The organism is Kaistia nematophila (assembly GCF_026343855.1).
Taxonomy (GTDB): domain Bacteria; phylum Pseudomonadota; class Alphaproteobacteria; order Rhizobiales; family Kaistiaceae; genus Kaistia; species Kaistia nematophila.
This window is the reverse complement of record NZ_JAPKNK010000005.1, coordinates 21,440-46,068: the sequence shown is the minus strand read 5'-3', so window position 1 is coordinate 46,068 and position 24,629 is coordinate 21,440. Positions and strand designations below refer to the sequence as shown.

General features: G+C 65.7%; 23 protein-coding genes. 16 read left to right on the top strand and 7 right to left on the bottom strand.

Annotated elements, in window-relative coordinates:
• Positions 1-267: 267 nt before the first annotated feature.
• From OSH07_RS13195 to OSH07_RS13145, 11 genes are all read left to right on the top strand, one after another.
• Positions 268-1,989, top strand: a complete 1,722-nt coding sequence (locus tag OSH07_RS13195) for an IlvD/Edd family dehydratase (RefSeq protein WP_266339127.1) — start codon at positions 268-270, stop codon at positions 1,987-1,989.
• A 23-nt stretch (positions 1,990-2,012) separates the two neighbouring features.
• A complete protein-coding gene (locus OSH07_RS13190; protein WP_266339126.1) occupies positions 2,013-2,675 on the top strand; it encodes an RraA family protein in 663 nt (220 codons plus the stop codon).
• A 13-nt stretch (positions 2,676-2,688) separates the two neighbouring features.
• Positions 2,689-3,729, top strand: coding sequence for an ABC transporter permease (locus OSH07_RS13185; protein ID WP_266339125.1), 1,041 nt, complete (start codon positions 2,689-2,691; stop codon positions 3,727-3,729).
• Between the two features lie 61 nt (positions 3,730-3,790).
• A complete protein-coding gene (locus OSH07_RS13180; protein WP_266339124.1) occupies positions 3,791-4,771 on the top strand; it encodes a substrate-binding domain-containing protein in 981 nt (326 codons plus the stop codon).
• Between the two features lie 31 nt (positions 4,772-4,802).
• Positions 4,803-5,582 (top strand): ATP-binding cassette domain-containing protein, encoded by a 780-nt coding sequence (locus OSH07_RS13175; RefSeq protein WP_266339123.1) that lies wholly within the window; start codon positions 4,803-4,805, stop codon positions 5,580-5,582.
• 193 nt (positions 5,583-5,775) lie between these two features.
• Positions 5,776-7,044 carry an ABC transporter substrate-binding protein gene (locus OSH07_RS13170; RefSeq protein ID WP_266339122.1) on the top strand — a complete coding sequence of 423 codons (1,269 nt, stop codon included), beginning with the start codon at positions 5,776-5,778 and terminating at the stop codon, positions 7,042-7,044.
• 71 nt (positions 7,045-7,115) lie between these two features.
• The gene (locus OSH07_RS13165) at positions 7,116-8,048 is read left to right on the top strand and encodes a carbohydrate ABC transporter permease (RefSeq protein WP_266339121.1); all 933 of its coding nucleotides are present in this window, start codon (positions 7,116-7,118) and stop codon (positions 8,046-8,048) included.
• Positions 8,038-8,919, top strand: coding sequence for a carbohydrate ABC transporter permease (locus OSH07_RS13160; protein ID WP_266339120.1), 882 nt, complete (start codon positions 8,038-8,040; stop codon positions 8,917-8,919). The genes OSH07_RS13165 and OSH07_RS13160 overlap by 11 nt, the downstream gene beginning before the upstream one ends.
• Before the next feature lie 12 nt (positions 8,920-8,931).
• Entirely contained in the window at positions 8,932-10,035 is a 1,104-nt protein-coding gene (locus OSH07_RS13155; protein WP_266339119.1) for an ABC transporter ATP-binding protein, read from the top strand.
• A 51-nt stretch (positions 10,036-10,086) separates the two neighbouring features.
• Positions 10,087-11,067 (top strand): NAD-dependent epimerase/dehydratase family protein, encoded by a 981-nt coding sequence (locus OSH07_RS13150; protein WP_266339118.1) that lies wholly within the window; start codon positions 10,087-10,089, stop codon positions 11,065-11,067.
• Positions 11,068-11,135: 68 nt separating this feature from the next.
• Positions 11,136-11,924, top strand: a complete 789-nt coding sequence (locus OSH07_RS13145; RefSeq protein ID WP_266339117.1) for an SDR family NAD(P)-dependent oxidoreductase — start codon at positions 11,136-11,138, stop codon at positions 11,922-11,924.
• 69 nt (positions 11,925-11,993) lie between these two features.
• On the opposite strand, the gene OSH07_RS13140 is transcribed toward OSH07_RS13145, so the two are convergent.
• The 4 genes from OSH07_RS13140 to OSH07_RS13125 form a co-directional block, all read right to left on the bottom strand.
• A complete protein-coding gene (locus tag OSH07_RS13140) occupies positions 11,994-13,025 on the bottom strand; it encodes an aldo/keto reductase (RefSeq protein ID WP_266339116.1) in 1,032 nt (343 codons plus the stop codon).
• 301 nt (positions 13,026-13,326) lie between these two features.
• Entirely contained in the window at positions 13,327-13,971 is a 645-nt protein-coding gene (locus OSH07_RS13135; protein WP_266339115.1) for a ThuA domain-containing protein, read from the bottom strand.
• A gap of 30 nt (positions 13,972-14,001) precedes the next feature.
• Positions 14,002-15,102: a Gfo/Idh/MocA family protein gene (locus OSH07_RS13130; RefSeq protein ID WP_266339114.1), complete on the bottom strand. Its 1,101-nt coding sequence runs from the start codon at positions 15,100-15,102 to the stop codon at positions 14,002-14,004.
• 41 nt (positions 15,103-15,143) lie between these two features.
• A complete protein-coding gene (locus OSH07_RS13125) occupies positions 15,144-16,361 on the bottom strand; it encodes an ROK family transcriptional regulator (protein ID WP_266339113.1) in 1,218 nt (405 codons plus the stop codon).
• Between the two features lie 202 nt (positions 16,362-16,563).
• Between OSH07_RS13125 and OSH07_RS13120 the strand changes: the two genes are divergently transcribed.
• From OSH07_RS13120 to OSH07_RS13110, 3 genes are all read left to right on the top strand, one after another.
• Positions 16,564-17,832 carry an extracellular solute-binding protein gene (locus OSH07_RS13120; RefSeq protein WP_266339112.1) on the top strand — a complete coding sequence of 423 codons (1,269 nt, stop codon included), beginning with the start codon at positions 16,564-16,566 and terminating at the stop codon, positions 17,830-17,832.
• 84 nt (positions 17,833-17,916) lie between these two features.
• Positions 17,917-18,819: a carbohydrate ABC transporter permease gene (locus tag OSH07_RS13115; RefSeq protein WP_266339385.1), complete on the top strand. Its 903-nt coding sequence runs from the start codon at positions 17,917-17,919 to the stop codon at positions 18,817-18,819.
• Between the two features lie 85 nt (positions 18,820-18,904).
• Complete coding sequence (locus OSH07_RS13110; RefSeq protein WP_266339384.1) at positions 18,905-19,726, top strand: carbohydrate ABC transporter permease; 822 nt, start codon at positions 18,905-18,907, stop codon at positions 19,724-19,726.
• Positions 19,727-19,776: 50 nt separating this feature from the next.
• On the opposite strand, the gene OSH07_RS13105 is transcribed toward OSH07_RS13110, so the two are convergent.
• Both OSH07_RS13105 and OSH07_RS13100 read right to left on the bottom strand, forming a co-directional pair.
• On the bottom strand, positions 19,777-20,853 hold the full coding sequence (locus OSH07_RS13105; protein ID WP_266339111.1) for a glycoside hydrolase family 130 protein: 1,077 nt from the start codon (positions 20,851-20,853) through the stop codon (positions 19,777-19,779).
• Entirely contained in the window at positions 20,850-21,608 is a 759-nt protein-coding gene (locus OSH07_RS13100) for an HAD-IIB family hydrolase (RefSeq protein ID WP_266339110.1), read from the bottom strand. Before OSH07_RS13100 ends, OSH07_RS13105 begins: the two co-directional genes overlap by 4 nt.
• 337 nt (positions 21,609-21,945) lie before the next feature.
• On the opposite strand from OSH07_RS13100, the gene gnd reads away from it, so the two are divergent.
• Positions 21,946-22,977 (top strand): phosphogluconate dehydrogenase (NAD(+)-dependent, decarboxylating), encoded by a 1,032-nt coding sequence (gene gnd / locus OSH07_RS13095; protein ID WP_266339109.1) that lies wholly within the window; start codon positions 21,946-21,948, stop codon positions 22,975-22,977.
• Positions 22,978-22,982: 5 nt separating this feature from the next.
• A complete protein-coding gene (locus OSH07_RS24450; RefSeq protein WP_266339108.1) occupies positions 22,983-23,606 on the top strand; it encodes an HAD family hydrolase in 624 nt (207 codons plus the stop codon).
• Positions 23,607-23,775: 169 nt separating this feature from the next.
• Here the strand turns inward: OSH07_RS24450 and OSH07_RS13085 are convergent, their stop codons facing one another.
• Positions 23,776-24,540, bottom strand: a complete 765-nt coding sequence (locus OSH07_RS13085) for an SDR family NAD(P)-dependent oxidoreductase (RefSeq protein ID WP_266339107.1) — start codon at positions 24,538-24,540, stop codon at positions 23,776-23,778.
• Between the last annotated feature and the right edge of the window lie 89 nt (positions 24,541-24,629).

The window sequence follows — 24,629 nt, the reverse complement described above, 5'->3', positions numbered from 1 at the left end:
CCGGCCGGATGGCCCGCCTGCCTCGCGCAGGCGGGAAACCCTGTTGTTTGGCCATTTATCGTCATAGGCGCGTATCGCCTGTCGTGTGTTTCTCGAACGAGCGAAGTCGTCGAAAAAGCAGCATTCCGCGAATTTTCTAAATTGACTCGCGTCCGGCCTGCCGCTTAGCATCCACTTTAACGATACATATCAACGTATCGAACGGGTTCAAAAAACGAGCCTTCAGGGAAACCGGATCGCGAGATCCGGGCAGAGGAGAATGATCCGATGAGCGAGCGCAAGCCGCTTCGGAGCGAGCGGTGGTTTGGCCGCCCCGACAAATACGGCTTCTATGCCCGCAGCTGGATGCGCAACCAGGGCATCCCGTCGGAGATGTTCGACGGCCGCCCGGTCATCGGCATCTGCAACACCTGGTCGGAACTCACCCCCTGCAACGCGCATCTCAGGCAGTTGGCCGAGCATGTGAAGCGCGGCATCCTCGTCGCCGGCGGCCTGCCGCTGGAATTCCCCGTCATGAGCCTCGGCGAGACGCTCGTCCGCCCGACGGCGATGCTCTACCGAAATCAGGTCAGCATCGACGTCGAGGAGACGCTGCGCGCCAACCCGATCGACGGCGTCGTGTTGCTCGCCGGCTGCGACAAGACCACCCCCGCTCTGCTGATGGGCGCCGCCAGCGTCGACCTGCCGACCGTCCTCGTCTCCGGCGGCCCGATGCTGAACGGCCGGGTGCGCGGCAAGCCGGTCGGCTCCGGCACCGACGTCATCCGCTTCGCCGAGGCCGTGCAGATCGGCGCGATGAGCCCCGAAGAATTCTACGAGGCCGAAGCCGGCATGAGCCGTTCGCCCGGTTCGTGCATGACCATGGGCACGGCATCGACCATGGCGAGCCTCGCCGAGGCGATGGGCATCGCCCTCCCCTTCAATGCGACCTGGCCGGCGGTCGACAGCCGCCGCGCCGTGCTCGCCGAGAAGGCCGGGCACGACGCCGTCGACCTGGTGCGCCGCGACGTGCCGATGTCGAAGATCGTGACGCGCGAGGCGCTCGAGAACGCCATCGTCGTCAATGGCGGCATCGGCGGCTCGACCAACGCGGTGGTGCACCTGATCGCGCTCGCCGGACGCCTCGGCCTCGAACTGACGCTCGACGACTGGGACCGGCTCGGCCGCATCGTCCCCTGCCTGCTCGACCTGATGCCCTCCGGTCAGTTCCTGATGGAGGAATTCTGCTACGCCGGCGGCCTGCCGGCGCTGATGAAGGAACTGAAGCCGCTGCTGCATGGCGGCTGCATCACGGTCGAGGGCGGCACCATCGCCGATCGCCTCGACGAGGCCGAATGCCTCGACCGCGCCGTCATCCGCACGCTCGACGAACCGTTCAAGCCGCTCGGCGGCATCGCCGTGCTGAAGGGCAACCTCGCCCCCTCCGGCGCTGTCATCAAGCCGTCCGCCGCCTCGCCCGAGCTGATGCAGCATCGCGGACGCGCCGTCGTCTTCGAGAACATGCCCGACTTCAAGAAGCGCATCGACGATCCGGATCTCGACGTCGACGCCGACAGCATCCTGGTGCTCAAGCATGGCGGCCCGATCGGCTATCCCGGCATGCCGGAGATCGGCAACATGCCGCTGCCGAAGAAGCTGCGCGCCGCCGGCGTGCTCGACATGGTGCGCATCTCGGATGCGCGCATGAGCGGCACCGCCTTCGGCACGGTCGTGCTCCACGTCGCGCCGGAAGCCGCCATCGGCGGCCCGCTCGCCCTGGTGCGGACGGGCGACTTCATCGAGCTCGATGTCGAGACGCGCCGCCTGCATCTCGATGTTTCCGAGGCCGAACTCGCCCGTCGCCGGGCCGAGTGGACGCCGCCCAAACCCCACTACGACCGCGGCTATGGCCGGATGTTCCTCGACAACGTCCAGCAGGCCGACCGCGGCGTCGATTTCGGTTTTCTCGTCGGCGGCAGCGGCCATGCCGTGCCGGCCGAATCCGTCTGATTGCTCTAGTGACAGGATCTCCCATGACGTCCACTGCCCCTCTGCCCCCCGGCTGGAACAAGCTCTACGCCGCCGTCCTGTCGGATGCGCTCGACGCCGTCGGCGTCACGTCGCAGGCGATGCCGTCCAAGATCCGGCCGCTCGACGATGCGCTGGTTCTCTGCGGCCGCGCCCGCACCGGCATCTATGTGGAGACGGCTCACGTCGATCCCGACGTCAATCCGTATGAGCTGGAGATCAAGCTCATCGACGACCTGAAGCCCGGCGAAGTGCCGATCCTCGCCTGCGGCGGCTCCAGCCGCATCGCGCCCTGGGGCAGCCTGCTCTCGACCGCCGCCGTCGGGCGCCAGGCGGTCGGCTGCGTTACCGACGGCTTCGTTCGCGACATCAAGACGATCCGCGAGCTGCAACTTCCGGTCTTCCATGCCGGCATCGCGCCGCTCGATTCCAAGGGTCGCGGCCAGATCGCGGCCATCGACGTCCCGGTCATCTGCGCCGGCGTGCGCGTCAGCACCGGCGATCTCGTCTTCGGCGATGCAGATGGCGTCGTCGTCATCCCGCAGGCTGTCGAGGCGGAAGTGCTGAAGATCGCCTTCGACAAGGTCGCCAGCGAGGACAGTTCGATGGATGACCTTCGCAACGGCGCGTACCTGCGCGACGTCTACGCCCGCCACGGCGTGCTCTGAGCGGAAGAAGACCATGGCCATGCAGACGACCAACGATCCTTCAGCCGCCGGCCTGCGGCTCCCCATCAGCCGGCGCATCTTCGCCGTCGAGGGCATGGCCATTCTCGCGGTCTTCGCGCTGCTGATCGGCATCTTCATGATCACGGCGCCGCAGACCTTCCTCGGCTACCGCATCTACATGACGTTCCTCGCGAACGTGCCGCCGCCGATGATCCTGGCGCTCGGCCTCACCTTCGTCGTCGTGGCGGGAGAGATGGATCTCTCCTTCCCCTCGATCGTCGCCTTTTCCAGCTATGTCTTCGCCATCCTGTTCAAGAACTACGAGCTGACCTGGCTCGCCTTCGGCGCGGCGCTGCTGGTCGGCGTCATCCTCGGCTTCATCAACGGGGTGATCGTCACGCAGCTCGGCATTCCGTCGATGATCACGACGCTCGCCACGCTGTTCCTCTATGGCGGTCTGGTGACGATCGTCTCGGGTGGCCTGACCATCGCCATTCCCTCCGTCACCGACACCGGCATCCACGCCTTCTTCGCCGGTCGGATCGGTGTGCTGCCGGTGCAGGCGCTCTGGGCGGTCGGCGTCGCGGTGCTGCTCTGGTTCATTCTGAACCGGCACCGCTTCGGCGAGAATGTCCTCTTCATCGGCGACAATGCCCGCGTCGCGCATGTCGTCGGCATCCGGGTCGATCGCGAGAAGCTCAAGATCTTCACGCTGATGGGCCTGCTCTCCGCCTTTGCCGGCGTGCTGCTGACGCTGGAGACCACGACCTACTTCTCCTCGCAGGGCATGGGCTACCTGCTGATCGTCGTCGCCAGCGTCTTCATCGGCGGCACCTCGATCTTCGGCGGTTCCGGCACGATCGTCGGCACTGTGATCGGCGCGCTGATCGTTGCGATCATCGAGGCCGGCCTGGTCGCCAGCGGCGTGCAGGGCTTCTGGACCCGCCTTCTGATCGGCGTCGTCTTCCTGGTTTCGGTCACGCTGAACACCGCGCTCGAGGACCCCGACCGCGTTCCACTGTTCAAACGAATCCGCCTGCGGATGAAGCGCTGAAGCAAAGACTTCGGCGCTCAGACAATGACAACAAACACCTGACTTTCAGAGGAACCACAACATGATCACAAGGCGCTTTCTCTTCGGAGCCGCAGTCGCCATGGGTATGGCCGGATCGATGGTCCAGCCAGCCATGGCCGCGGACCCTGCCCTCACTGGCGAGGGCATGACCGTCTACTTCCAGATGGGCGGCAACCCCGGTGACTCGGCGACGCTGGCCCGCGAGCTTGGTGCCAAGGCGGCGGCCGACCTGCTCAAGGTCAAGCTGATGCCGCAATATGCCGGCTGGGACCAGCAGAAGATGCTGGAGCAGGCCAACCAGGCGCTCGCCGCCCAGCCGGACGCGATCGTCGTGATGGGCCATTCCGGCACCGATTCAATGAAGCGCTTCCTCGACGAGGCCAAGGAGGCCGGCATCGTCGTCGTCACCAACAACACCCGCCTGCCCGGCACAGGCCTCAGCTATTTCGGGCTCGACAACTACGCCGCCGGCAAGCTGCTTGGCGAGCAGATGATCGCAGCGGGCCTCAAGTCCGGCGACAAGGCCGTGATCTACGGCACCTTCGAGCAGACCGCCCATGCCGACATCTCGCGCGGCACGATCGAGGCCTTCGATGCGGCCGGCGTCACCTATGACAAGCTGCAGTGGTCGAACGAAGCCGTTCAGGATCCCTCGCTCGCCGTCCCGGTCATTGCCTCCTACCTGCAGAGCAACCCAGACGTGAAGGCGATCGCCGTCCCCGGTCATAGCGGCATTACCGCCGTGCTCGCCAAGGTGATGGAAGCAGCTGGCAAGGAGCCCGGTTCGCTGATCACCGGCGGCTACGACATCTCGCCGCTCACCATCGACGGTCTGCGCAAGGGCTATGTCACCGTGGTCGTCGACCAGCAGCCCTACCTCCAGGGCTACATGCCCGTCCTCGCGGCCGTGCTGCAGAAGCGCTACGGCATCGCAGGCCTCGAGATGAACACCGGCGGCGGCGTCTTCACCAAGGACAATTTCGAGTGGGTCGTGCCGCTCGTCGAGCAGGGCGTGCGCTGAGCGCCCGCCCGAAGCAGCATTTCAAGGAGAGATGACGATGCAGGCCGGCGAGGATAGCGGCGAACTGGTGCGCATGGAGAACATCCAGAAGCACTACGGCAAGGTCGAAAGCCTGAGAAACGTGAACCTTTCGATCGGGCGCAACGAGATCGTCGGCCTGCTCGGCGACAATGGCGCCGGCAAATCGACGCTCATCAAGGTGATGACGGGCGTCGAGGCGCCGACCGCCGGCAAGCTCTTCATCAAGGGCAAGGAAGTGGAGGCTGGCGGGCATTCCGTCCGACAGGCCCAGGAACTCCGCATCGAGACCGTCTACCAGGACAAGTCGCTCGGCGAGAAGCAGCCGCTCTGGCGCAACTTCTTCGTCGGGCGACCGATCACCAACCGCCTCGGCTTCATCGACGTGAAGGCGGAGAAGCGGATCGCCGAGCAGATCATGAAGTCGACCATCGGCTTTCGCTCGCGCGGCATCAGCGTCGACTCGACCGTCGGCAAGCTGTCGGGCGGCGAGCGGCAGGGCGTCGCCATCGGCCGCGCCATGCATTTCGACAGCGACCTGATCATCCTGGACGAACCCACGGTGGCGCTGGCCATCAAGGAAGTGCGCCGCGTGCTCGACTTCATCCAGTCGATCAAGGCCGGCGGCCGCTCCTGCATCTACATCGAACACACGCTCGCCAACGTGCACGAGGTGGCCGACCGGCTGATCGTGCTCGACCGCGGCGAGATCGCGCTCGACACGCAGAAGAGTGCGATGAGCCTGAACGAGCTGACGGAATTCCTGCTGTCGCTGCACCGGGTCCGTCACTGACAACGGGCGGCGGCTTCGGCCGCCGCTGACCCAAACCTCCGGCCATCGGACGACCGCCCTGCCCACCGGCAGGGCGAAGTCTGGCGCATGCCTGAAACGATCGAGGCGCGACCTCCAAAAGCAAGAAGCCAGAGAACTGGTCCCGATTGAACGCGACGTCCTGCAACTGCGATCAGAGGGAAAGGGAAGTTCTATGAAAGTCTTGTCCACCATTCGAAAGGGGATACTCGCCGGGGCGGCCGCCGCCCTGCTGGCATCGGTCCCGATGGCCGCCTCCGCCGAGCCGGTCACGCTGCGCGTGCCGAGCTGGTGGTTCGGCGAGCCCGGCAACAAGGACTGGATGGAGAAGGTCGTGAAGGCCTTCATGGATGAAAATCCGGACATCAAGGTGGAAGGCTACAACGTCGCCTATGGCGCCTATGCCGACCAGATGCTGCTGGAAATGGGCTCCGGCTCGCCGCCGGACGTCATCCATCTCCTGAACATGAATATCGGCGACTTCCTGCGCAACGACCTGCTGCTGCCGCTCGACGACTACATCGCCAAGAGCGACATCAGCAAGGAGACCTACAGCCCGGCCCAGTTCGAGTCGCCGCTGATGGTCGATGGCCACACCTATGGCGTCATCCAGATGGTCGCCAACTACGTGCCCTTCTACAACGAGACGATCCTGAAGGAGGCCGGCTACGACAAGTTCCCGGACAATCCGAAGGACTTCCTCGAAATGGCGAAGAAGACGACCAAGGCGCCGAACCAGTTCGGCTACGCCGCCATGGTCAAGCCGGGCAGCTACATCCAGACCTACATGGATGTGGCCCAGTGGGTGATCGCCAATGGCGGCCATTTCGCCATCGACGGCAAGCCGACGGTCGACGATCCCCGCAACATCGAGGCGATCTCGATGTTCAAGGAACTCTTCGATGCCGGCGTGATGCCGCGTGACGTCGACAAGTCGACCTACCGGCAGATGTGGTGGCAGGGCAAGGTCGGCACGCTGTTCGACGGTTCCTGGATGATGGGCTTCGCCAAGGCCGGCAATCCCGACATCATCAAGGACCTGCGCACCGCGCCGATGCCCTGGCCTGGCCACCGCACGGCGGCGGCGTTCCAGCTCTGGGCGATCCCGAAGGATGCGCCGCATCCGGACGAGGCGTTCAAGCTGATCGAGTTCATGCAGAGCGCCAAGTGGCAGAAGGAGATGGTCGGCATCACCAATGCGGTGTCGCCGCGCCTGAACAGCCTGCCCGACGGCTATCTCGAAGCGAATCCATGGTTCGCCACCTTCCAGGAAGCCTCGGACAAATACGCCGTCTCGATCATGCCGGCCGGCCTCGAGCTCTATGGCAACGAGGTGCTGAAGATCATCGCCGATAAGGTCGAGGAGATCCTCTACAAGAACCGGCCCGTCGCCGAGGCCATGGCCGAAGCCCAGGCCCAGGTCGTCGCCCTCGTCAAGAACTGACGTAGCGCCGTCCGGGCGACGACGCGACAGCCTCGTCGCCCGGATCCCTCCTCTCCAGACGAGCGTGGTCCATGGCCCTCACCCAGACATCCGCCCGCGTCGCGGGCGTGAGGACCGTCCACTATGCCGATAGCCAGGATCGCTGGTTGCCGGCCGTGATGGTTCTTCCGTTTCTCCTCGCCATTACGGCGCTGGTGATCATTCCCCTGCTCTGGGGGATCCGCATCAGTTTCACCAACAGCCGCATCATCGGCCGGGCCTTTACCGAGGCCTTCACGCTCGCCAACTACCAGTCGGTCCTGACCGACCCCGACACCTGGCACTCGCTCTATGTCACGGCGTTCTTCTCGCTCGGCACCGTGCTGGGCAGCATCGGGCTCGGCCTCGTCACGGCGCTGGTGCTCACTCGCGCCTTTCCCGGCCGCGGCATCGTCCGCACGCTGATCATCCTGCCCTGGGCAGTGCCGCACGTCGTCGCCGCGCTGATCTGGCAGTGGATGTACAACCCGAACTACGGCGTGGTGAACTACGCCATCGGCTGGCTGCCGTTTCTTTCCGGCCAGCCGAACTGGCTGAGCGACCCGAACCTGGCGCTTCCCGCCATCGTCATCCTCAACATCTGGAAGACCTATCCGTTCGCGACGCTGGTGCTGCTCGCCGGGCTGCAATCGATCCCCGACGAACTCTACGAGGCGTCCGAGATCGACGGCGCCGGCCCCGTGCGCCGCTTCCTCGACATCACGCTCCCTGGCCTCAAGCACGTGCTCGCCATCGTCGTGCTGCTGCTGACGATCTGGAGCTTCGGCAACTTCGTCTTCATCTTCCTGATGACCCAGGGCGGCCCGGCCGGCGCCACCAACACCCTGGTCGTGAAGGTCTATTTCGAGGCGTTCCGCTTCTTCCGGGCCGGCCCCGCCTTCGCCATGGGCTCGATCCTGCTGATCGCGGCGATGCTGCTGACGCTCGCCTACGCCTTCATCGTCCGGAGGGGAAATGATGCCTGACGTCCGTAGCGCCCGTCACGGCGAGGCATTGCTGCCGAGCCTCTCCCGGATCGCGGGGCGGCTGACGCTCGCCGCCCTGATCCTCATCCTCTGCGCCATCGCGGTCTTCCCGTTCTACTGGATGTTCGTGACCTCGATCCGCCCCTCCGGCCAATTGTTCCAGTACCCGCCGGAGATGCTGCCGAGCGCCAATTCGGTGTTTTCGACCTATGTGACGATCTTCCAGGATACCGCGCTCGGCGCCTGGCTCTGGAACAGCATCCGCGTCGCGCTCGGCACGGCGATCCTCGCTTCCTTCATCGGCGCGACGATGGCCTATGCGCTGTCGCGGTTCCGCTTCCGCGGCCGCGGCTTCACAGAATACCTGCTGCTCGCGACGCAGATGTTCCCCGGCATCCTTCTCGCCATGCCGATGTATGTGCTGTTCAGCAAGATCGGCCTGCTCAACAGCCTGCCCGGCCTCACCGTCGCCTATCTCGCTCTGCTCGTTCCCGTCGCGACCTCGCTGCTGAAGACCTTCTTCGACGGCATCCCGGTCGCGCTGGAGGAAGCCTCGCTGATCGACGGCGCGTCGCGGGTCGGCACCTTCTTCCGCATCACGCTGCCGCTGTCGCTGCCCGGCCTCGCCTCGACCTTCCTGTTCTGCTTCATCATCGCCTGGGACGAGTATCTCTTCGCCCAGATGTTCGTGCGCCAGCCGGCGAACTGGACGGTTTCCGTCGGCCTCGCCTCGTTCAGCGGCGAATACGTCACCCCCTGGGATCAGGTCATGACCGCGGCGACCATCGTCACGCTGCCGGCGGCGATCGTGTTCCTCTTCCTGCAGCGATACCTCGTCCACGGCCTGACGGCCGGCGGCGTCAAAGGTTGATCGGAGACCCTCATGAGCACCGCCCGCCTGGAAGACCTCTCCAAGCAGTATGACGGCCACCTCGCTGTCGACCGGATCAATCTCGACATCGCCGACGGCGAGTTTGTTGTCTTCGTCGGCCCGTCCGGCTGCGGCAAGTCGACGACGCTGCGCATGATCGCCGGCCTCGAACGCGCCACCGGCGGCGAGATCTGGATCGACGGCCGGCCCGCCAACCATGTCTCGCCGCGCGACCGCGACATCGCCATGGTGTTCCAGAACTACGCGCTATACCCGCACATGACCGTGGCGCAGAACCTTTCCTATGCGCTCCGGCTGCGCAACGCGCCACGCGGCGACATCGAGCGCCGTGTCGGCGAGGTCGCCCGCTCGCTTGACCTCGCCCGTCTGCTGCATCGCAAGCCGTCGCAGCTTTCCGGCGGCCAGCGGCAGCGCGTCGCCCTTGGCCGCGCCATCATCCGCGAGCCCAAACTCTTCCTGATGGACGAGCCGCTCTCCAATCTCGACGCCAAGCTGCGCGTGCAGACCCGCGCCGAGATCACGCGGCTGCAGCGCTCGCTCGGCATCACGACGATCTATGTCACGCACGACCAGACCGAGGCGATGACGATGGGCAACAAGATCGTCGTCATGAATGGCGGCCGCATCCAGCAGGCCGACACGCCGCAGCAGCTCTACCAGCACCCGGCCAATACCTTCGTGGCGCAGTTCATCGGCACGCCGCCGATGAACCTGCTGCGCTGCCGGCTCGTTCCCGACAATGGCGCCATCGTCGCGCGCGGCGCCGGCGTCAACATCGCCGTCCCGCTCGAGAGCCTGACCGTGCTACGCTCCAGGATCACCGACCAGGAGTTCCTGATCGGCTTCCGCCCGGAGGACATCGTCATGGACGCCGGAGCGGCGGCAAATGGCGTCACCGGCACGGCCGACGTCATCGAAGGGCTCGGGCATGAATCGCTGGTGAGCGTCAAGGAAGGCGAGAACGCCTTCATCGCCCGCATGTCGCCGGAGAACGCCGCGCCGATCCGGCTCGGCGACCGGCTCTCCTTCTCCGTCAATCCGGAACGCCTCCGCTACTTCTCCGCCGAAACCGGCGCGGCGATCCGCGTTCCCTAGCTCCTGCTTCCAGATTTCCTGCCGTTTGACTGTTGAAAGAGGGATGAGACCATGAAGACGTTGATCACGGGGGCCTCCGGACGGGTTGGCCGACAGATGGTGGCGAGCCGCCAGGCGCTGGGCGACAGCGTGCGCGCCCTGGTGCTGCCGGGCGATCCGGGCCTCGACAGCCTGAAGGAGGCCGGCGTCGAGGTGATCGTCGGCTCGCTCACCGACAAGGAAGCGGTCGAGCAGGCCGTCGCCGGCGTCGACATCGTCGTGCATCTTGCCGCCGCCATGCTCTGGGAACAGGGCGCCGACCGCGAACTGTTCCAGCAGAACATCGCCGGCACGTTCAACCTGTTCGACGCCGTCGTCTCGCAGAAGGTCAAGCTGCAGCGCTTCTTCATCGCCTCGAGCGACGAGGTCTATCCGTCGCTGAAGGCGCTCTATTCGCCGATCGACGAGCGCCATCCGCAGAACCCCTACAGCTTCTACGGCCTGACCAAGGAAATCGACGAGCGCATGGCGCTCTACTACCACCGCTCGCACGGCGTGCCGGTCACCATCGCCCGCTTCGCGCTGATCGCGCGCTCGGAGGAGATCAAGCGGCCGAGCGGCTGGTCTGGCCGCTTCCTGTTCGTCGAGCCGATGCGCAACCTGTTCACCGCGCTCGGACGTCCCGACGCGGTTGCGGCGCTCGACGCGGCCAGGACCGGACCGGAAGACACGCTGCTGCTCGCGCTCGACGAGGACGGCATTCCCTACGAGTTCCATTTCTGCGACGTCATCGACCTGGTGGGCGGCATCAACCTGATGCTGAGCGACGTCTCCGCCGTCGGCGAGATCTTCAATTTGAGCGGCCCCAGCCCGTTCTCCTACAAGGTCGCGGTCGAGACGCTGCACAAGACCTTCGGCTTCCCCTATGTCGAGGTCCGGATCCCCGGTCCGGCCATCCGCGCCAGCCACGAGATCGCCAAGGCGAAATCGATCCTCGGCTACCGTCCGGTCTACGACATCCAGAAGATCATCGAAGAGGCCGCCAAGGCCTGATCCGCTTCCGACAGGCCGGCCGCCTTCCGGGGGCCGGCCCCGCCAATGATCCCATTCGAGACGATGCCATGACAGAAGACCACTCCCCCCGCCGTTCCGGCATCGCCACCTATCCGAGCCTGAAGGGCCGCGTCGCGCTGGTCACCGGCGGCGGCAGCGGCATCGGCGCCGCCATCGTCCGCCGCTTCGCCGAACAGGGCTGCCGCGTCGCCTTCTTCGACATCGCCGAGGAAGCCTCGGAGGCGCTGATCGCGGCGCTTGCGAAGGACGGCCTCACCGCCCATTTCGAGAAGGTCGACATCACCAGGGTCGACGAAATCCAGGCGGCGATCGGCCGCGTGCGGCAGGCGCTCGGCCCGATCACCATCCTCGTCAACAACGCCGCCAATGACGACCGCCACAAGCTCGACGACGTGACGTCGGCATACTGGGACTGGGCGGTCAGCGTGAACCTGAAGCACCAGTTCTTCTGCGCACAGGCGGTGCACAAAGACATGGCCGCCGCCGGCGGCGGCGCCATCATCAACATGAGCTCGATTTCCTACCTCATGGGCGCCGCCGACAACGACGCCTATCTGAGCGCCAAATCCGCCGTGATCGGCCTGACGCGCGGCCTGGCGCGCGAACTCGGGCCGGAAAACATCCGCGTCAATTCCGTGCTGCCCGGCTGGATCATCACCGAACGGCAGCGTCGCCTCTGGCTCAACGCCGATGGCGAAAAGCGCATCCTGGAGCGGCAGTGCCTGAAGCGGCAGCTCGACGCCGACGACATCGCCCGGCCGGTGCTGTTTCTCGCCTCCGACGAGGCCGGCGCCTGCACCAACCAGAGCTTCATTGTCGACGGCGGCTGGGTCTGACGTCTGGAGCGGCCCTCAAAATGAAAACGGACCCGAACGGGTCCGTTTTGCTTTGCGAAGGGATCAGGCCTACGGCAGCGCCGGGATGAGGCCCTCGGCCTCGAGCGTGCTCCAGAGCTCTTCCGGAATGTCGCGCTCGAACCACTCGACATTGCCCTTCACCTGCGCCGCCGTCTTGGCGCCGATGACGACGACGGTCGCGGCCGGATGGCGCAGCGGATACTGGATCGCGGCGGCCGGCAGCGGCACGTCGAAGCGGCGGCACACGGCCTCGAGCTTCTCCACCTTCGCCAGGACCTCGGCCGGCGCGTCGACATAGTTGAACTTCTTGCGGCCCGAGGTCGACGCCAGGATGCCGGAATTGAACACGCCGCCAATGACCAGATCGACCTCGTGCTTCTGCGCCAGCGGCAGGAAGGTCTCGGCCGCGTCGCCGTCGAGCAGCGTATAGCGGCCGGCGAGCAGGCAGACGTCGAGATCGGCCTCCTGCATGGCGTCGCGGATGACCTGCCATTCGTTGACGCCGAGGCCGAAGCCGGAGATCAGCCCGGCCGCCTTCAGCTCGGCCAGCGCCTTGAAGCCGCCGCCCTTGGTCAGCGCGCCCCAATGGTGATCATGTAGTTCACCATGGGTGACGCGGCCGATGTCGTGCAGGAACAGGATGTCGAGACGACCGAGACCGGTGCGCTGGCGGCTGTCATCATAGGAGCGCAGGATCGCGTCATAGGAATAGTCGAACACCTCGCGGAACGGCAGGCCGTTGCTCCAGCCCGAGTCGAACTCGTTCTTCGGCGCTTCCGGCGGCAGGACGCGGCCCGGACGCTCGAAGCTCATCAGCCGGCCGACCTTGGTCGAGACATGGAAGGAATCGGCGTCCTGCTCGCGCAAGAAATGGCCCATCAGGTGCTCGGCACGGCCAAGACCATACATCGGCGCGCTGTCGAAATAGCGCAGCCCGGCGTCCCAGGCCGCCTGCATCGCGCCCTCGGCGTCGGCCAGCGCGACCGGCGCATAGAGGCCGCCGAACGGAGCGGTGCCAAGGCCGAGCAGGGTCAGGTCGATGTTGGAGCGCTTGAGGTGCTTCTTGTCTGAGGCTTTCATGGATCACTCGTCCGGTGTCAGAGGTGGCGCGGTCTTGTTGGCGCAAGTCGTGCGGCCGTGAGTCCGGGACGAGCCCCCGAAGCAGGCCGACGCCTGCGATCCGGGGAACCGTCCCGACGATCTGGCGCAAGCGAATCAGTCAAGCTGAGCGCCGCGTCCCTGAGAAGGGACGCGAGAACGGGCAGGCCGACAAGTCCGCCATCCCGTTCAGGCGCGATATTTTAGACATCAGCCGGTCATGCGACCACCTGACGACGGTGGTTTCCCGCCGCAACCCGAACGGCCGCAGCGGGAACCTTCGTCAGCGAGCGGCCCAGAGCAGGCCGCGCCGCATGATCGTGTTCATTTCCGGCACCTGGAACTCGCTCGCGACATGGCCGAGCGACGAATAGAACACGCGTCCCTTGCCATGCCGGCGCTTCCAGACCACGGGCATGACAACGCCATCGATCCAGTAGGCGTGGTCGCCGGTGAAGGTCGTCGTCGCCAGCACCTCGTTCGAGGGATCGACATGCATGTAGTAGTGCTCGGACCGGTACGGGAACCGCGCCGGCAGGCCGGCCATGATCGGATCCTCGGGCTTGGTCACGTCGACATGGTAGTCGATGATGTTGCCGGGATGAGCGACCCACTGGCCGCCGACCATGAACTGGTATTCGACCGCCTCGCGGAATGCGTCGCCCATGCCGCCGTGATAGCCGGCAAGGCCGACGCCGCCCTCCACCGCCTTGGTCAGATTGAGAAGCTCCTCCTTCTCGATCTTCGACATCGTGTAGATCGGCACGATCAGGCTCATGTCGGCGATCGCGGGATCGGCAAAGGCCTCAGTCGAATTCTCGACATAGACCTTGAAGCCCTCCTCCTCGAGCATCCCGGCGATGATGTTGGCGCCCTGCTCCGGCTCATGACCGCTCCAGCCGCCCCAGACAATCAATGCCTCGCGCATGATCTCACTCCCTGTTGAATTGAACTGGCTTCAGCCGAGCGCGCCGATGGCGACGCCGACCGGCAGAGCGGCCGGGCGTTCCGGACGGCTCGCGATCGTGATGTGCTCGCCGGTGTCGGACGAGCGCTGGAATGCCTCCATCACCTCCAGCGCATGGAGGGCGAGATCACCGCTGGCGCGGTGCGGCCGGCCGGTACGGATCGCCTCGGCCATGTCGGCGACGCCGATGACGCGGAAATTTCCGTCGGCATAGCCATGCTGCGTCGGCACGGTCTGCCAGTCGTCGGAGGCCGTCGCGAGCTTGATATCGCCGCCAAAGTGGTTCGGATCCGGCACCAGGATCGATCCGGCGGAACCATAGAGTTCGATCGGGCTGTGCTGGTGGCGCGGCACGTCGAAGCTCATGGCGATGGTGACGACGGCGCCGGAGACGAATTGCAGCGTGCCGGCGACATGGGTCGCGACCTCGACCGGGATCCTGGTGCCGTTGAGCGGCTCGCTGGTGACCAGGCGCTCGTCGCGCAGCTTGGTGGCGACGCCGGCGACGCGGGCGACAGGCCCGAGCAGATTGACCAGGTCGGTGACGTAGTACGGCCCCATGTCCAGCATCGGCCCGCCGCCATCGAGATAGTAGAATCCGGGATTGGGATGCCAGCGCTCATGGCCGGGGCACATGAAGAAGGCGGTGCCGGCGATCGGCGTACCGATGGCGCCCTCGTCGATCAGCTTGCGGCTGGTCTGGTGGGCGCCGCCGAAGAAGGTGTCCGGCGCGCTGCCGAGCCGCACGCCCTTCGCCTTCGCCGCCTCGACCAGCTTCCTCGCCTCGGCGGTGGAAATGCCGAGCGGCTTTTCCGAATGGACGTGCTTGCCGGCGGCGACGGCCTGCAGGCCGACTTCGACATGCGCCTTCGGAATGGTGAGATTGACGATGATCTCGATCGAGGGATCCGCCAGCATGGCGTCGATCGACTGGGCCTTGAGGCCGAATTCCGCCGCGCGGGCGTTGGCGGCGTCGGCATTCAGGTCGGCGACGCCCCGGATATCGAGGATCGGGAAGCCCGCCGCCGCCTTCAGATAGGCCGCGCTGATATTGCCGCAGCCGATGAAACCAATTCCTACCCGTTCAACCATCTCGCGCTCTCTCCCAGATGCGATTCTCGTCTCGTCGGCCGTCAGCGATGGACGACCGGTCCGGTGGTGTTCCAGGGCGCGCCATAGAGGTCGCGGAGCGTCATCGCCGCCGCGCCACGCGCCCAGATGTCGTCCTGCCAGTGGTGGACGACGATGTCGGAAACATCCGCCAGGCTCGGCGGCAGCAGGGCCGCCACCGTGTGCCGGATCGGCCCGACCAGCGCCTCGCCCGCCTCCAGGGCGGCGCCGGCCAGGATCACCTTGGGCGGCGCGAACAGCGTGATCAGGTTGGCGATGGCGAAGCCGAGCGCGCCGCCGGCGCGTTCGAGCAGGGCCAGGATCCGCGGCTCCCCCTGCTCCGCCAGTTCCAGGATCTTCTCCATGCCGCGGCCGAGCCGGAACGCATGTTCGTGATCGCCGCCGGCGAGGATCTCGCGCGCCTCGGCGACGATGCTCGCCTCGGATGCGGCGCTCGACAGCCGCGTCGAGCTGTCGCCATTCGGCGGGCGCACCATCAGGTCGCCGAGATCCGGGCTCAACCCGTTGGCGCCACGGAACAATTCGCCATTGTGCATGATGCCGAGGCCGAGCCCGAGCTCGACCGAAATGACGAGAAAATCATCGAGGCCGCGCGCCTGGCCGAACCAGTGCTCGGCGAGCGTGACGAGGTTGACGTCGCTGTCGATGGTCGCGACGACGCCGCCGAGCCGGCCGGTCAGTTCGGCCGCGAAGGGCACGTCGCGCTCGCCGAACACCGGGCTGGCGCGGCAGACGCCTGCGATGCGCTCGACAACGCCGGGCAGCCCGACGCAGACGCCCGAGACCTGCTCCATCGTCAGGCCGGCATCGGCGACGCAGCGGCGGATGCCGTCCTCGACCAGGTCGGCGATGACCGAGACCGACTGGCGCTGCAGGCGGATCGGCAGCACCAGGCTCGACAGCACGTCGGCGCGGAAATTCGTCGTCGCCACGGTGATCTGGTCGAGCGCCAGCTTGACGCCGACGACATGGGCGGCGGCCGGGTTCAGCTCGAGCATGACGCGCGGACGGCCGCGCGCCGCATCGCGGATGCCGCCGAGCTGGTGGGTGATGATCAGGCCGTCGTCGAGCAGGGCCGCGGTGATCGCCGAGACGGTCGTCGCCGACAATTGCGTGCGGTCGGAGATCTCCACCCGCGAGATCGGTCCGAACCGCCGGATCGCGTCCATCACGTGGAAGCGATTGATGGCGCGCATCAATTCGGGATCAGCTGTCTTCATTTCCAGGGAGCCATTTAATCCGGGTCAGGCAGTTATTCACACTGCAAAGGGAGGCTGTCAACGCCCGATTCCGCGCTGCATCGCAACAAATCATGGCTTCTCTTGACAGCCGCCCCATAACGAGAACAGATTTAATCCGCATTGTTTATTAAACGAGCGCCGGTGGGAGGAAACAGCCGGCGGCCGTCTGGGAGGACAATCGATGACGTTCAGAACGCTCTTCGGCGCGGCGATCGGGCTTGCGCTTTCGGCCAGCACGGCGCTCGCCGATGTTACGGTCAAATGGCTCCACCTGAATACCGACCCTGATGTCGGCGCCGCCTGGAGCGAGATCGTCAAGAACTTTGAAGCCTCCCATCCGGGCGTCAAGGTCGAGATGCAGTTCCTCGAAAACGAGGCGTTCAAGGCCAAGCTGCCGACGCTGCTGCAGTCGAACGATCCGCCGCACCTGTTCTACACCTGGGGCGGCGGCGTGCTGGCCGAGCAGGCCCGCACCGGCGCCATCAAGGACCTGACCGAGGCGATGGACGCCGATGGCGGCAAGCTGCGCGCCGTGTACAACCCGGCGCTCGTCAACGGCCTGTCGGTCGAGGGCAAGGTCTACGCCCTGCCCTACCAGACCGGCCTGGTCAGCTTCTACTACAACAAGGCGCTGTTCGAGAAAGCCGGCGTCGACGCCGCCAGCATCAAGAACTGGGACGACTTCCTGGCTGCGGTCAAGAAGCTGAAGGATGCCGGCATCACTCCGATCGCCGGCGGCGGCGGCGAGAAGTGGCCGATCCATTTCTACTGGGGCTATCTCGCCATGCGCGAGGGCGGCAAGGCGGCCTTCGACGCAGCGAAAGCCAATGAGGGCGACGGCTTCAAGTCGGAGGCCTTCGTCAAGGCCGGCCAGGACCTCGCCGCGCTCGGCAAGCTCGAACCGTTCCAGCAGGGCTATCTCGGCGCGACCTGGCCGCAGACCATCGGCGCCTTCGGCGACGGCAAGGCGGCCATGGTGCTCGGCTTCGAGAGCACCGTCTACGTCCAGGCGAACAGCGCCGCCGACGGCAAGGGCCTCGCCAAGGACCAGATCGGCACCTTCGCCTTCCCGCTCGTCGCGGGCGGCGCCGGCCAGCCTACCGACACGATGGGCGGCATCAATGGCTGGGTGCTGACCAAGAACGCGCCGCCCGAGGCGGTGGAATTCGCGGCCTTCCTGACCAATCCGGACAGCCAGAAGCTGATGGCCGCCAAGAACCTGATCATCCCCGCCGCCGTCGGCGTCGGTGACGCGGTCGGTGAACCACTGATCAAGAACGCCGCGCAGGGCCTCGCCGCCTCGACCTGGCACCAGAACTTCCTCGACCAGGATCTCGGCCCGGCGGTCGGCCGCGTGGTCAACGACGTCTCGGTGGAGATCGTCTCCGGCCAGATGTCGCCGGAAGACGCCGCGCAGCAGATCCAGGACGCCTGGGCGCTGGAAAACTAGCCCCGGACGTCCCGCCGCCGCGGCTTTCCTCGCCGCGGCGGCCTTTCCTCTTCAGCCGGAGATCCCGGGCCGATGACCCAAACCATGACTGCCGCGCATGCGCCCGGCCGCAGCGGCCGCCGCTGGAACAACGGGACCCTCCCCGTCCTCGTCCTGTTCCTGCCGCCTGCCCTGCTGATCTTCACCCTCTTCGTCATCCTGCCGATGGGCGAAGCGGCCTGGTACAGCCTGTACGACTGGAGCGGCTACGGCCTGCCCGAGAAATTCATCGGCCTGAAGAACTTCGAGCTGCTGTTTCGCAACGGCGCCTTCCGCCAGGCGCTGATGAACAACGGGCTGATCATGCTCGTCTCGATTGCGATCCAGATCCCGCTGGCGCTCTGGCTCGCGACGATGGTGTCGCACCGCATCCCCGGCGCGGTGTCGTTCCGGCTGATCTTCTTCATGCCCTACGTGCTGGCGGACGTCGCCGCCGGCCTGATCTGGCGCTTCGTCTATGACGGCGACTACGGCCTGTTCGCCGCCATCGCCTCGTTCTTCAACGTCGCCTCGCCCTATGTGCTGGCCGACAAGAGCCTCGCCATCTACGCCGTGCTCGGCGTCATCGTCTGGAAGTATTTCGGCTTCCACATGATGCTGTTCATCGCCGGCCTGCAATCGATCGACAAGAGCTACTACGAGGCGGCCGAGATGGACGGCGCGACGCGCTGGCAGCGCTTCCGCAACATCACGCTGCCGCTGCTGGCTCCGACCATCCGCCTGTCCGTCTTCTTCTCGGTGATCGGCTCGCTGCAGCTCTTCGACATGATCATGCCGCTGACCGGCGGCGGGCCGTCGAACAGCACCCAGACCATGGTCACCTTCCTCTATTCCTACGGCATCACCCGCATGAAGGTCGGCTTCGGCAGCGCCGTCGGCGTGGTCCTGTTCGTGATCTGCGTCACGCTCGCCTTCGGCTACAAGCGGATCTTTATGCGCAATGACTGATCAAACCATCATCGCCGGAAACCCCGTCACCAAGCCGTCCGCCGCATCGGCGCGCCGGCGCCGCGAGGTGTTCTCCAAGCACCGGATGAGCTTCGTCACCTGGCTCTATCTCTATGCGAGCCTCCTGCTGATCGCCGCGGTGGTGCTGCTGCCGCTGCTCACCACGGCGGTCGGCGGTTTCAAGACGCTGGGCGATCTCCGCGTCAATCCGTTCGGCCTGCCGAACCAGTGGATCTGGTCCAACTATCTCGACATCCTCGCCAGCGCCCGCTACTGGCAGATGCTCGGCAACTCGCTGATCATCGCGGTGCTTTCGGTGATCCTGACGCTTGCCGTCGCCGCCATGGCCGCCTTCACCTTCGCGCATGTGAAGTTCTTCGGCTCAGGCTTCCTGCTCAATTATTTCCTGATCGGGCTGATGTTCCCGGTCGCGACCGCCATCCTGCCACTGTTCATCCGCATCCGCGACCTCGGCCTGCTCGATACCTATTGGGGCGTGGTGCTGCCGCAGGTCGCCTTCGGGCTCGGCATGAGCATCATGCTGTTCCGCAAGTTCTTCCAGAACGTGCCGCACGAGCTCTTCGACGCGGCGCTCGTCGATGGCTGCGGCTACATCCGCTATTTCTGGCACATCACGCTGCCGCTCTCGCGGCCAATCCTCGCGACCGTCGGCATCGTCGCCTTCGTCAATTCCTGGAACAGCTACCTGCTGCCACTGATCCTGCTCAACACAGAGGGCAAATATCCCTGGCCGCTCGGCATCATGGTCTACCAGGGCGAGTTCTCGACAGAATGGCAGCTTGTGCTCGCCTTCATCACGCTCACCATCCTGCCGACGATCATCGTCTTCTTCGCGGCGCAGAAGCACATCGTCGCCGGCCTGACCGCCGGCGCGGTGAAGGGATAGCCCAAGCGGCGGGCCGGCCCGGCAACGGTCCGGTCCGCCTCGAACCCCGGTCACCCAGCCGCCGGAAGCACTTCCGGCACCATAAGCCGCGCCACACCGATGCGGTCGTCGGCCATGCCGTAATAGACATCGAAGCGGTCGGGCGTGCCGAGATCGTCGCGCCGGTCGATGCCGGTCGGGAACACGACGCTGTCGACCGTCCCCTCCCATTCCAGCGGGCCATCGGGCACCAGGACCGGGTCTGGAGAGCGATAGACAACCCGGTTCGGATGGGCCTTCGACAGGATCATCGCGCCGGCCGAGTAGCAGAGCTTCCGGCCATGCAGGCTCGGATGAAAAATGTCGCCGACACCGTGATAGATCATCAGCCAGCCGTGCCGGCAGGGAATGGGCGGCGCCCCGCCACCGATCTTCAGGCGCTCCCAGATCGCCTCGGGGCAGATCAGCCGGTGGTGCTCGGCGAACTGGCCGAGTTGCGGCGTGCCGCCTTGGGTGCCGAGCCGGCAATAGGAAATCCAGATGCACTCGCGATAGGTGTCCTGCGGCTGCGAGGCCGGCTTGTGGATGGTCTCCTCCGGCCGGGTTCCGGGGAACAGCGGCCTATGGATCAGGCCGAGCGTCGGCCTTCCCATCGGGTCGGGCACGAGCGCGCTGAAGATGCTGGCGTCCTTGTCATCGACATCGACGAAGCCGATGCCGTGATAGTTGCGGAATGTCGCCAGCCCCAGCCGATGCCAGTGCAGTAGATCGTCGGAAACGGCGATGGCGATCCGGGGCCCGCGCGGCGACAGCGCCGTATAGGTCATCACATAATGGTCGAGCGCCTCGACATAGCTGATGCGCGGATCCTCGCAACCGCCGCCATTCTCCCGCAATTCGTAATCGGCCTCGGGTTCGAGCGCGATGCCCATGCGCTCGACGCCCTTCGGATCGCCGGCCGGATCGAACAGGACGCGGGCGATGCCGATCCGGGAGAAATTGCCCTTCGCGACCAGGCGCGGGAACAGATAGAGCTGGCCATCCCGCCCCCGGATGGCGGCTGGATTGAGCACGCCCTCCGCCTCGTTCGGCTCGCCCGCCGCCGGCTCCATGATCAGGCCGATCCGCTGCAGCTCGAAATCCCTCACGGATGCGCGCCCTTCTCCAGGCAGGCAAGGAAGGCCTCGATGACCCGCTTGGTCTCCTCCGGATCGCGGACGCGGATCGAGGTGACGCCCGCCTGCTTGGCGGGATAGTCATTGCCGCCCGGGAAAATGGCATCGCCGACGAACACCATGTCGGCGATCGGAATGCCCAGCGTATCCCGCAGTTTCTGGATGCCATAGGCCTTGTCGATGCCGGGCATGGTGATGTCGATCGAGGTGGCGCCGCCGAGATTGACCGAGAAGCGCGGGATCAGCGGCTGCAGGATCGCCTTGATCTTGTTGCGCTTGGCGAAATCGGGGTCCCACTGCTTTTTCTGGTCGAGCGGCGCCTGCTGGCCGAGCGCGGAAAGCGTGATCTGGCTGCCGCGATCCTCGATCAGTTCGCCCCAGTGCTTCTCCGGGCGGTAGCCGGTTTCGTCGAGCGCGCGGTTGAGCGCCGCGATGATCTGCGTCTTCTCCTCGGGGCTGAAGTCTTCTGCGTAGAGCTTCTTCCAGCCACCGTCATAGCGATAGAACTGCGTGCCGCAGGTGGGCAGCATCGACAGGTCGATGAGACGGTCGTCCCGCGGCAGGTTGCTCAGCACCTGGGTCTCGAACTGCTCCCAGGCGCCGCCGGAGATGATCGCGACCTTGACGACCTCCAGCAGGCGCACCAGCAATTCCGCCATTTCCGGATCGAGCGCCGACTTGCTTTCGGCGAGCGTTCCATCGAGGTCGAAGACGGCCAGCTTTTTCATGATCGATCCGGATTGCCTGTCCGACAGGAACCGTCGCGGGGCGCGACGAGGCGGGATCTTCCCAGGCACGAAGATACCACGCCGGTCCAGCAACAACGGGGCGGCGGGAAGCCCGTTCCGTGATGCACAAAATTCCCTCTGTCACAGGGAACGGCTATCATCGCGGACAAGCCGGCGAAATCGCCCGCGCCCATGGCGGCTACAATGCGACGACGCCGGCGCTATCTCTTCCCGAACCCCTCCGGGGCCAAGACAGGAAGGCCGATCCCGATCTTCCCGAAAGGCCCCTTCCCTACGCAAGCTTGCCTTCGACACTCTCTCGCGAGGAACGATTGAAATGCAGATTGGTGTGATCGGACTGGGACGCATGGGCGGAAACATTGCACGCCGCCTGATGCGGGACGGTCATCGTTGCGTCGTCTTCGACCGCAATCCCACCGCCGGCGAGGCGCTGGCCATGGAGGGTGCGATCGTCGTCCGGTCGCTGGAAGAGATGGTGTCGTCGCTGACGGAACGGCCGCGCGCGATCTGGCTGATGCTGCCCGCCGGCAAGATCACCGAGGACACCATCGCCGAACTGGAAGGCCTGGTGCAGGCCGAGGACATCCTGATCGATGGCGGCAACGCCTTCTACAAGGACGATATCCGCCGGGCCCGCCACCTCGCCGAAAAGGGCATCCGCTATGTCGATTGCGGCACGTCGGGCGGCGTCTGGGGGCTCGAGCGCGGCTACTGCATGATGATCGGAGGCACCAACGAGGCGGTCGAGCATCTCGATCCGATCTTCGCAACGCTGGCGCCCGGCCTCGGCAGCATCCCGCGCACACCCGGCCTCGGCGACGCCGTCTCCCGCGCCGAGCGCGGCTATATCCACACCGGGCCGGCCGGCTCCGGCCATTTCGTCAAGATGGTCCATAACGGCATCGAATACGGGCTGATGCAGGCCTATGCCGAAGGCTTTGACATCCTGCGCAACAAGGATTCGACCGAGTTGCCGGAAGACGAGCGGTTCACGCTCGACATCGCGGAGATCGCCGAGGTCTGGCGGCGCGGCAGCGTCATCACCTCCTGGCTGCTCGACCTCGGCGCCGCCGCGCTGGCGCGCGACCCGCAGTTGCAGGAATTCTCCGGTTTCGTGCAGGATTCCGGCGAGGGCCGCTGGACCGTGCAGGCGGCGATCGAGGAGGCCGTACCGGCCGATGTCCTCACCGCTTCGCTCTATGCCCGCTTCCGAACCCGGATGGAGCTGCATTTCGGCGACAAGATGCTGTCGGCGATGCGGTTCGGCTTCGGCGGCCATCTGGAGGGCAAGACGCCGATCACCCCGCAGGCGACGACGCGCTCCGCGCTTTCGGACGCCGGGGAGTAAGCCTCGTGACGGAGCCCGCGCCGATCACCACGCTGTTCCTCGATATAGGCGGCGTCCTGCTCACCAATGGCTGGGACCACGGATCGCGTCGCCGCGCGGCCGAAACGTTCGGGCTCGACTGGGACGCCATGGAGACCCGGCATCAGGCGCATGTCGACGCCTATGAAAGAGGCTATCTCGGCCTCGACGGCTATCTCGACCGGGTGATCTTCAACGAGCCGCGCCTGTTCGGACGCGAGGCGTTCTGGGAGTTCATGTGCGCGCAATCGCAGCCCGATCCGGGCATGCTGGCGCTGTTTCCCCGCCTCAAGCAGCGCTATGGCCTGAAGATCGTCGCCGTCAGCAACGAAGCGCGCGAACTGAACGCCTACCGGATCCGCACCTTCGGCCTCGATCGCCTGTTCGACGTCTTCGTCTCGTCGAGCTTCGTGCATGTCCGCAAGCCGGACCCGGAGATCTTCCGCATGGCGCTGGAGATCTCGCTCAGCCCGCCGGAGCGGGTCTTCTACATCGACAACACGCGGGAGTTCGTCGAACTCGCCGCCAGCCTCGGCATCAGCGGCCACACGCACACGGACCTAGCCTCGACGGAGCAAGCGCTGGCCGCGCTCGGGCTTGTCGCGGAGTAGACCGCCCGCGCGAAAGCAAGCCCCGCGCCCACCCCTCTCCCGCAAACGGGCGAGGGCTTTTTTTCGCCGACGGGACATCGACCGGGAGATCCGTCGTCGGGAGGCCGGGCTCGATCCGCCCCCTCTCCCGCCGGCGGGAGAGGGTCGGGGTGAGGGTCCTACCGCCGCCCTAGTGAAAAATGATGCCGCCGCAGACGTTCAGCGCCTGGCCGGTGATGAACGAGGCATCGTCGGAAGCGAAGAAGGCGACCGCACCGACGACATCGTCGGGATAGCCGAGCCGACCCATGGCGGTCTTGTCCTTCACCGCCTGCAGCGCCGCCTCGTCGCGATAATTGTTGCGCCCCATTTCGGTGTCGATGATCCCCGGGCAGACGGCGTTGACGGTGATGCCGTCCCTGGCCACTTCCTGCGCCAGGATATGGGTGAAGCCGATGACCGCCGCCTTGGACGAACAGTAATGCGCCTGCAGCGGCGCGCCGCGTTTTCCCCCGATCGAGGCGATGTTGACGATCCGGCCCTTGCCTGCCTCGCGGAACTGGGCCAGCAGCGCCTGGCACACCAAGAACGTGCCCTTGGTGTTGACGTCATACATGCGATCCCATTCCTCGGGCGCGATGTCGTCGACCCGCGCCAGCGACAGCACGCCGGCATTGTTCACCAGCACGTCGATATGGCCGGCCAGCGTCCTCGCCTCGGCGACGAAGGTCCTGACCGATTCCGGATTGCTGACATCGCCGAAGACGAGGTCGCAGGTGCCGTTTTCCTGGCGGATGAGTTCCTGGACCTGCTTAAGGTCCGCTTCCTGGCGGGGAATGTCCATGGCCACGACACGGTAGCCTTCGGCCGCGAAGCGCAACGCGATGGCGCGGCCGATGCCGCGCGAGGCGCCTGTGATGAGAACGGCCTGGCCGTCGCCTCTCCTGGGGATCACGATCGTCTTCCTTCCTGAAAATGCCGAATGGCGAATGAACCGGTCTATGGCCGGCGCAGCCGTAAGGGTGGCGTCGGGGGACGCGTTGC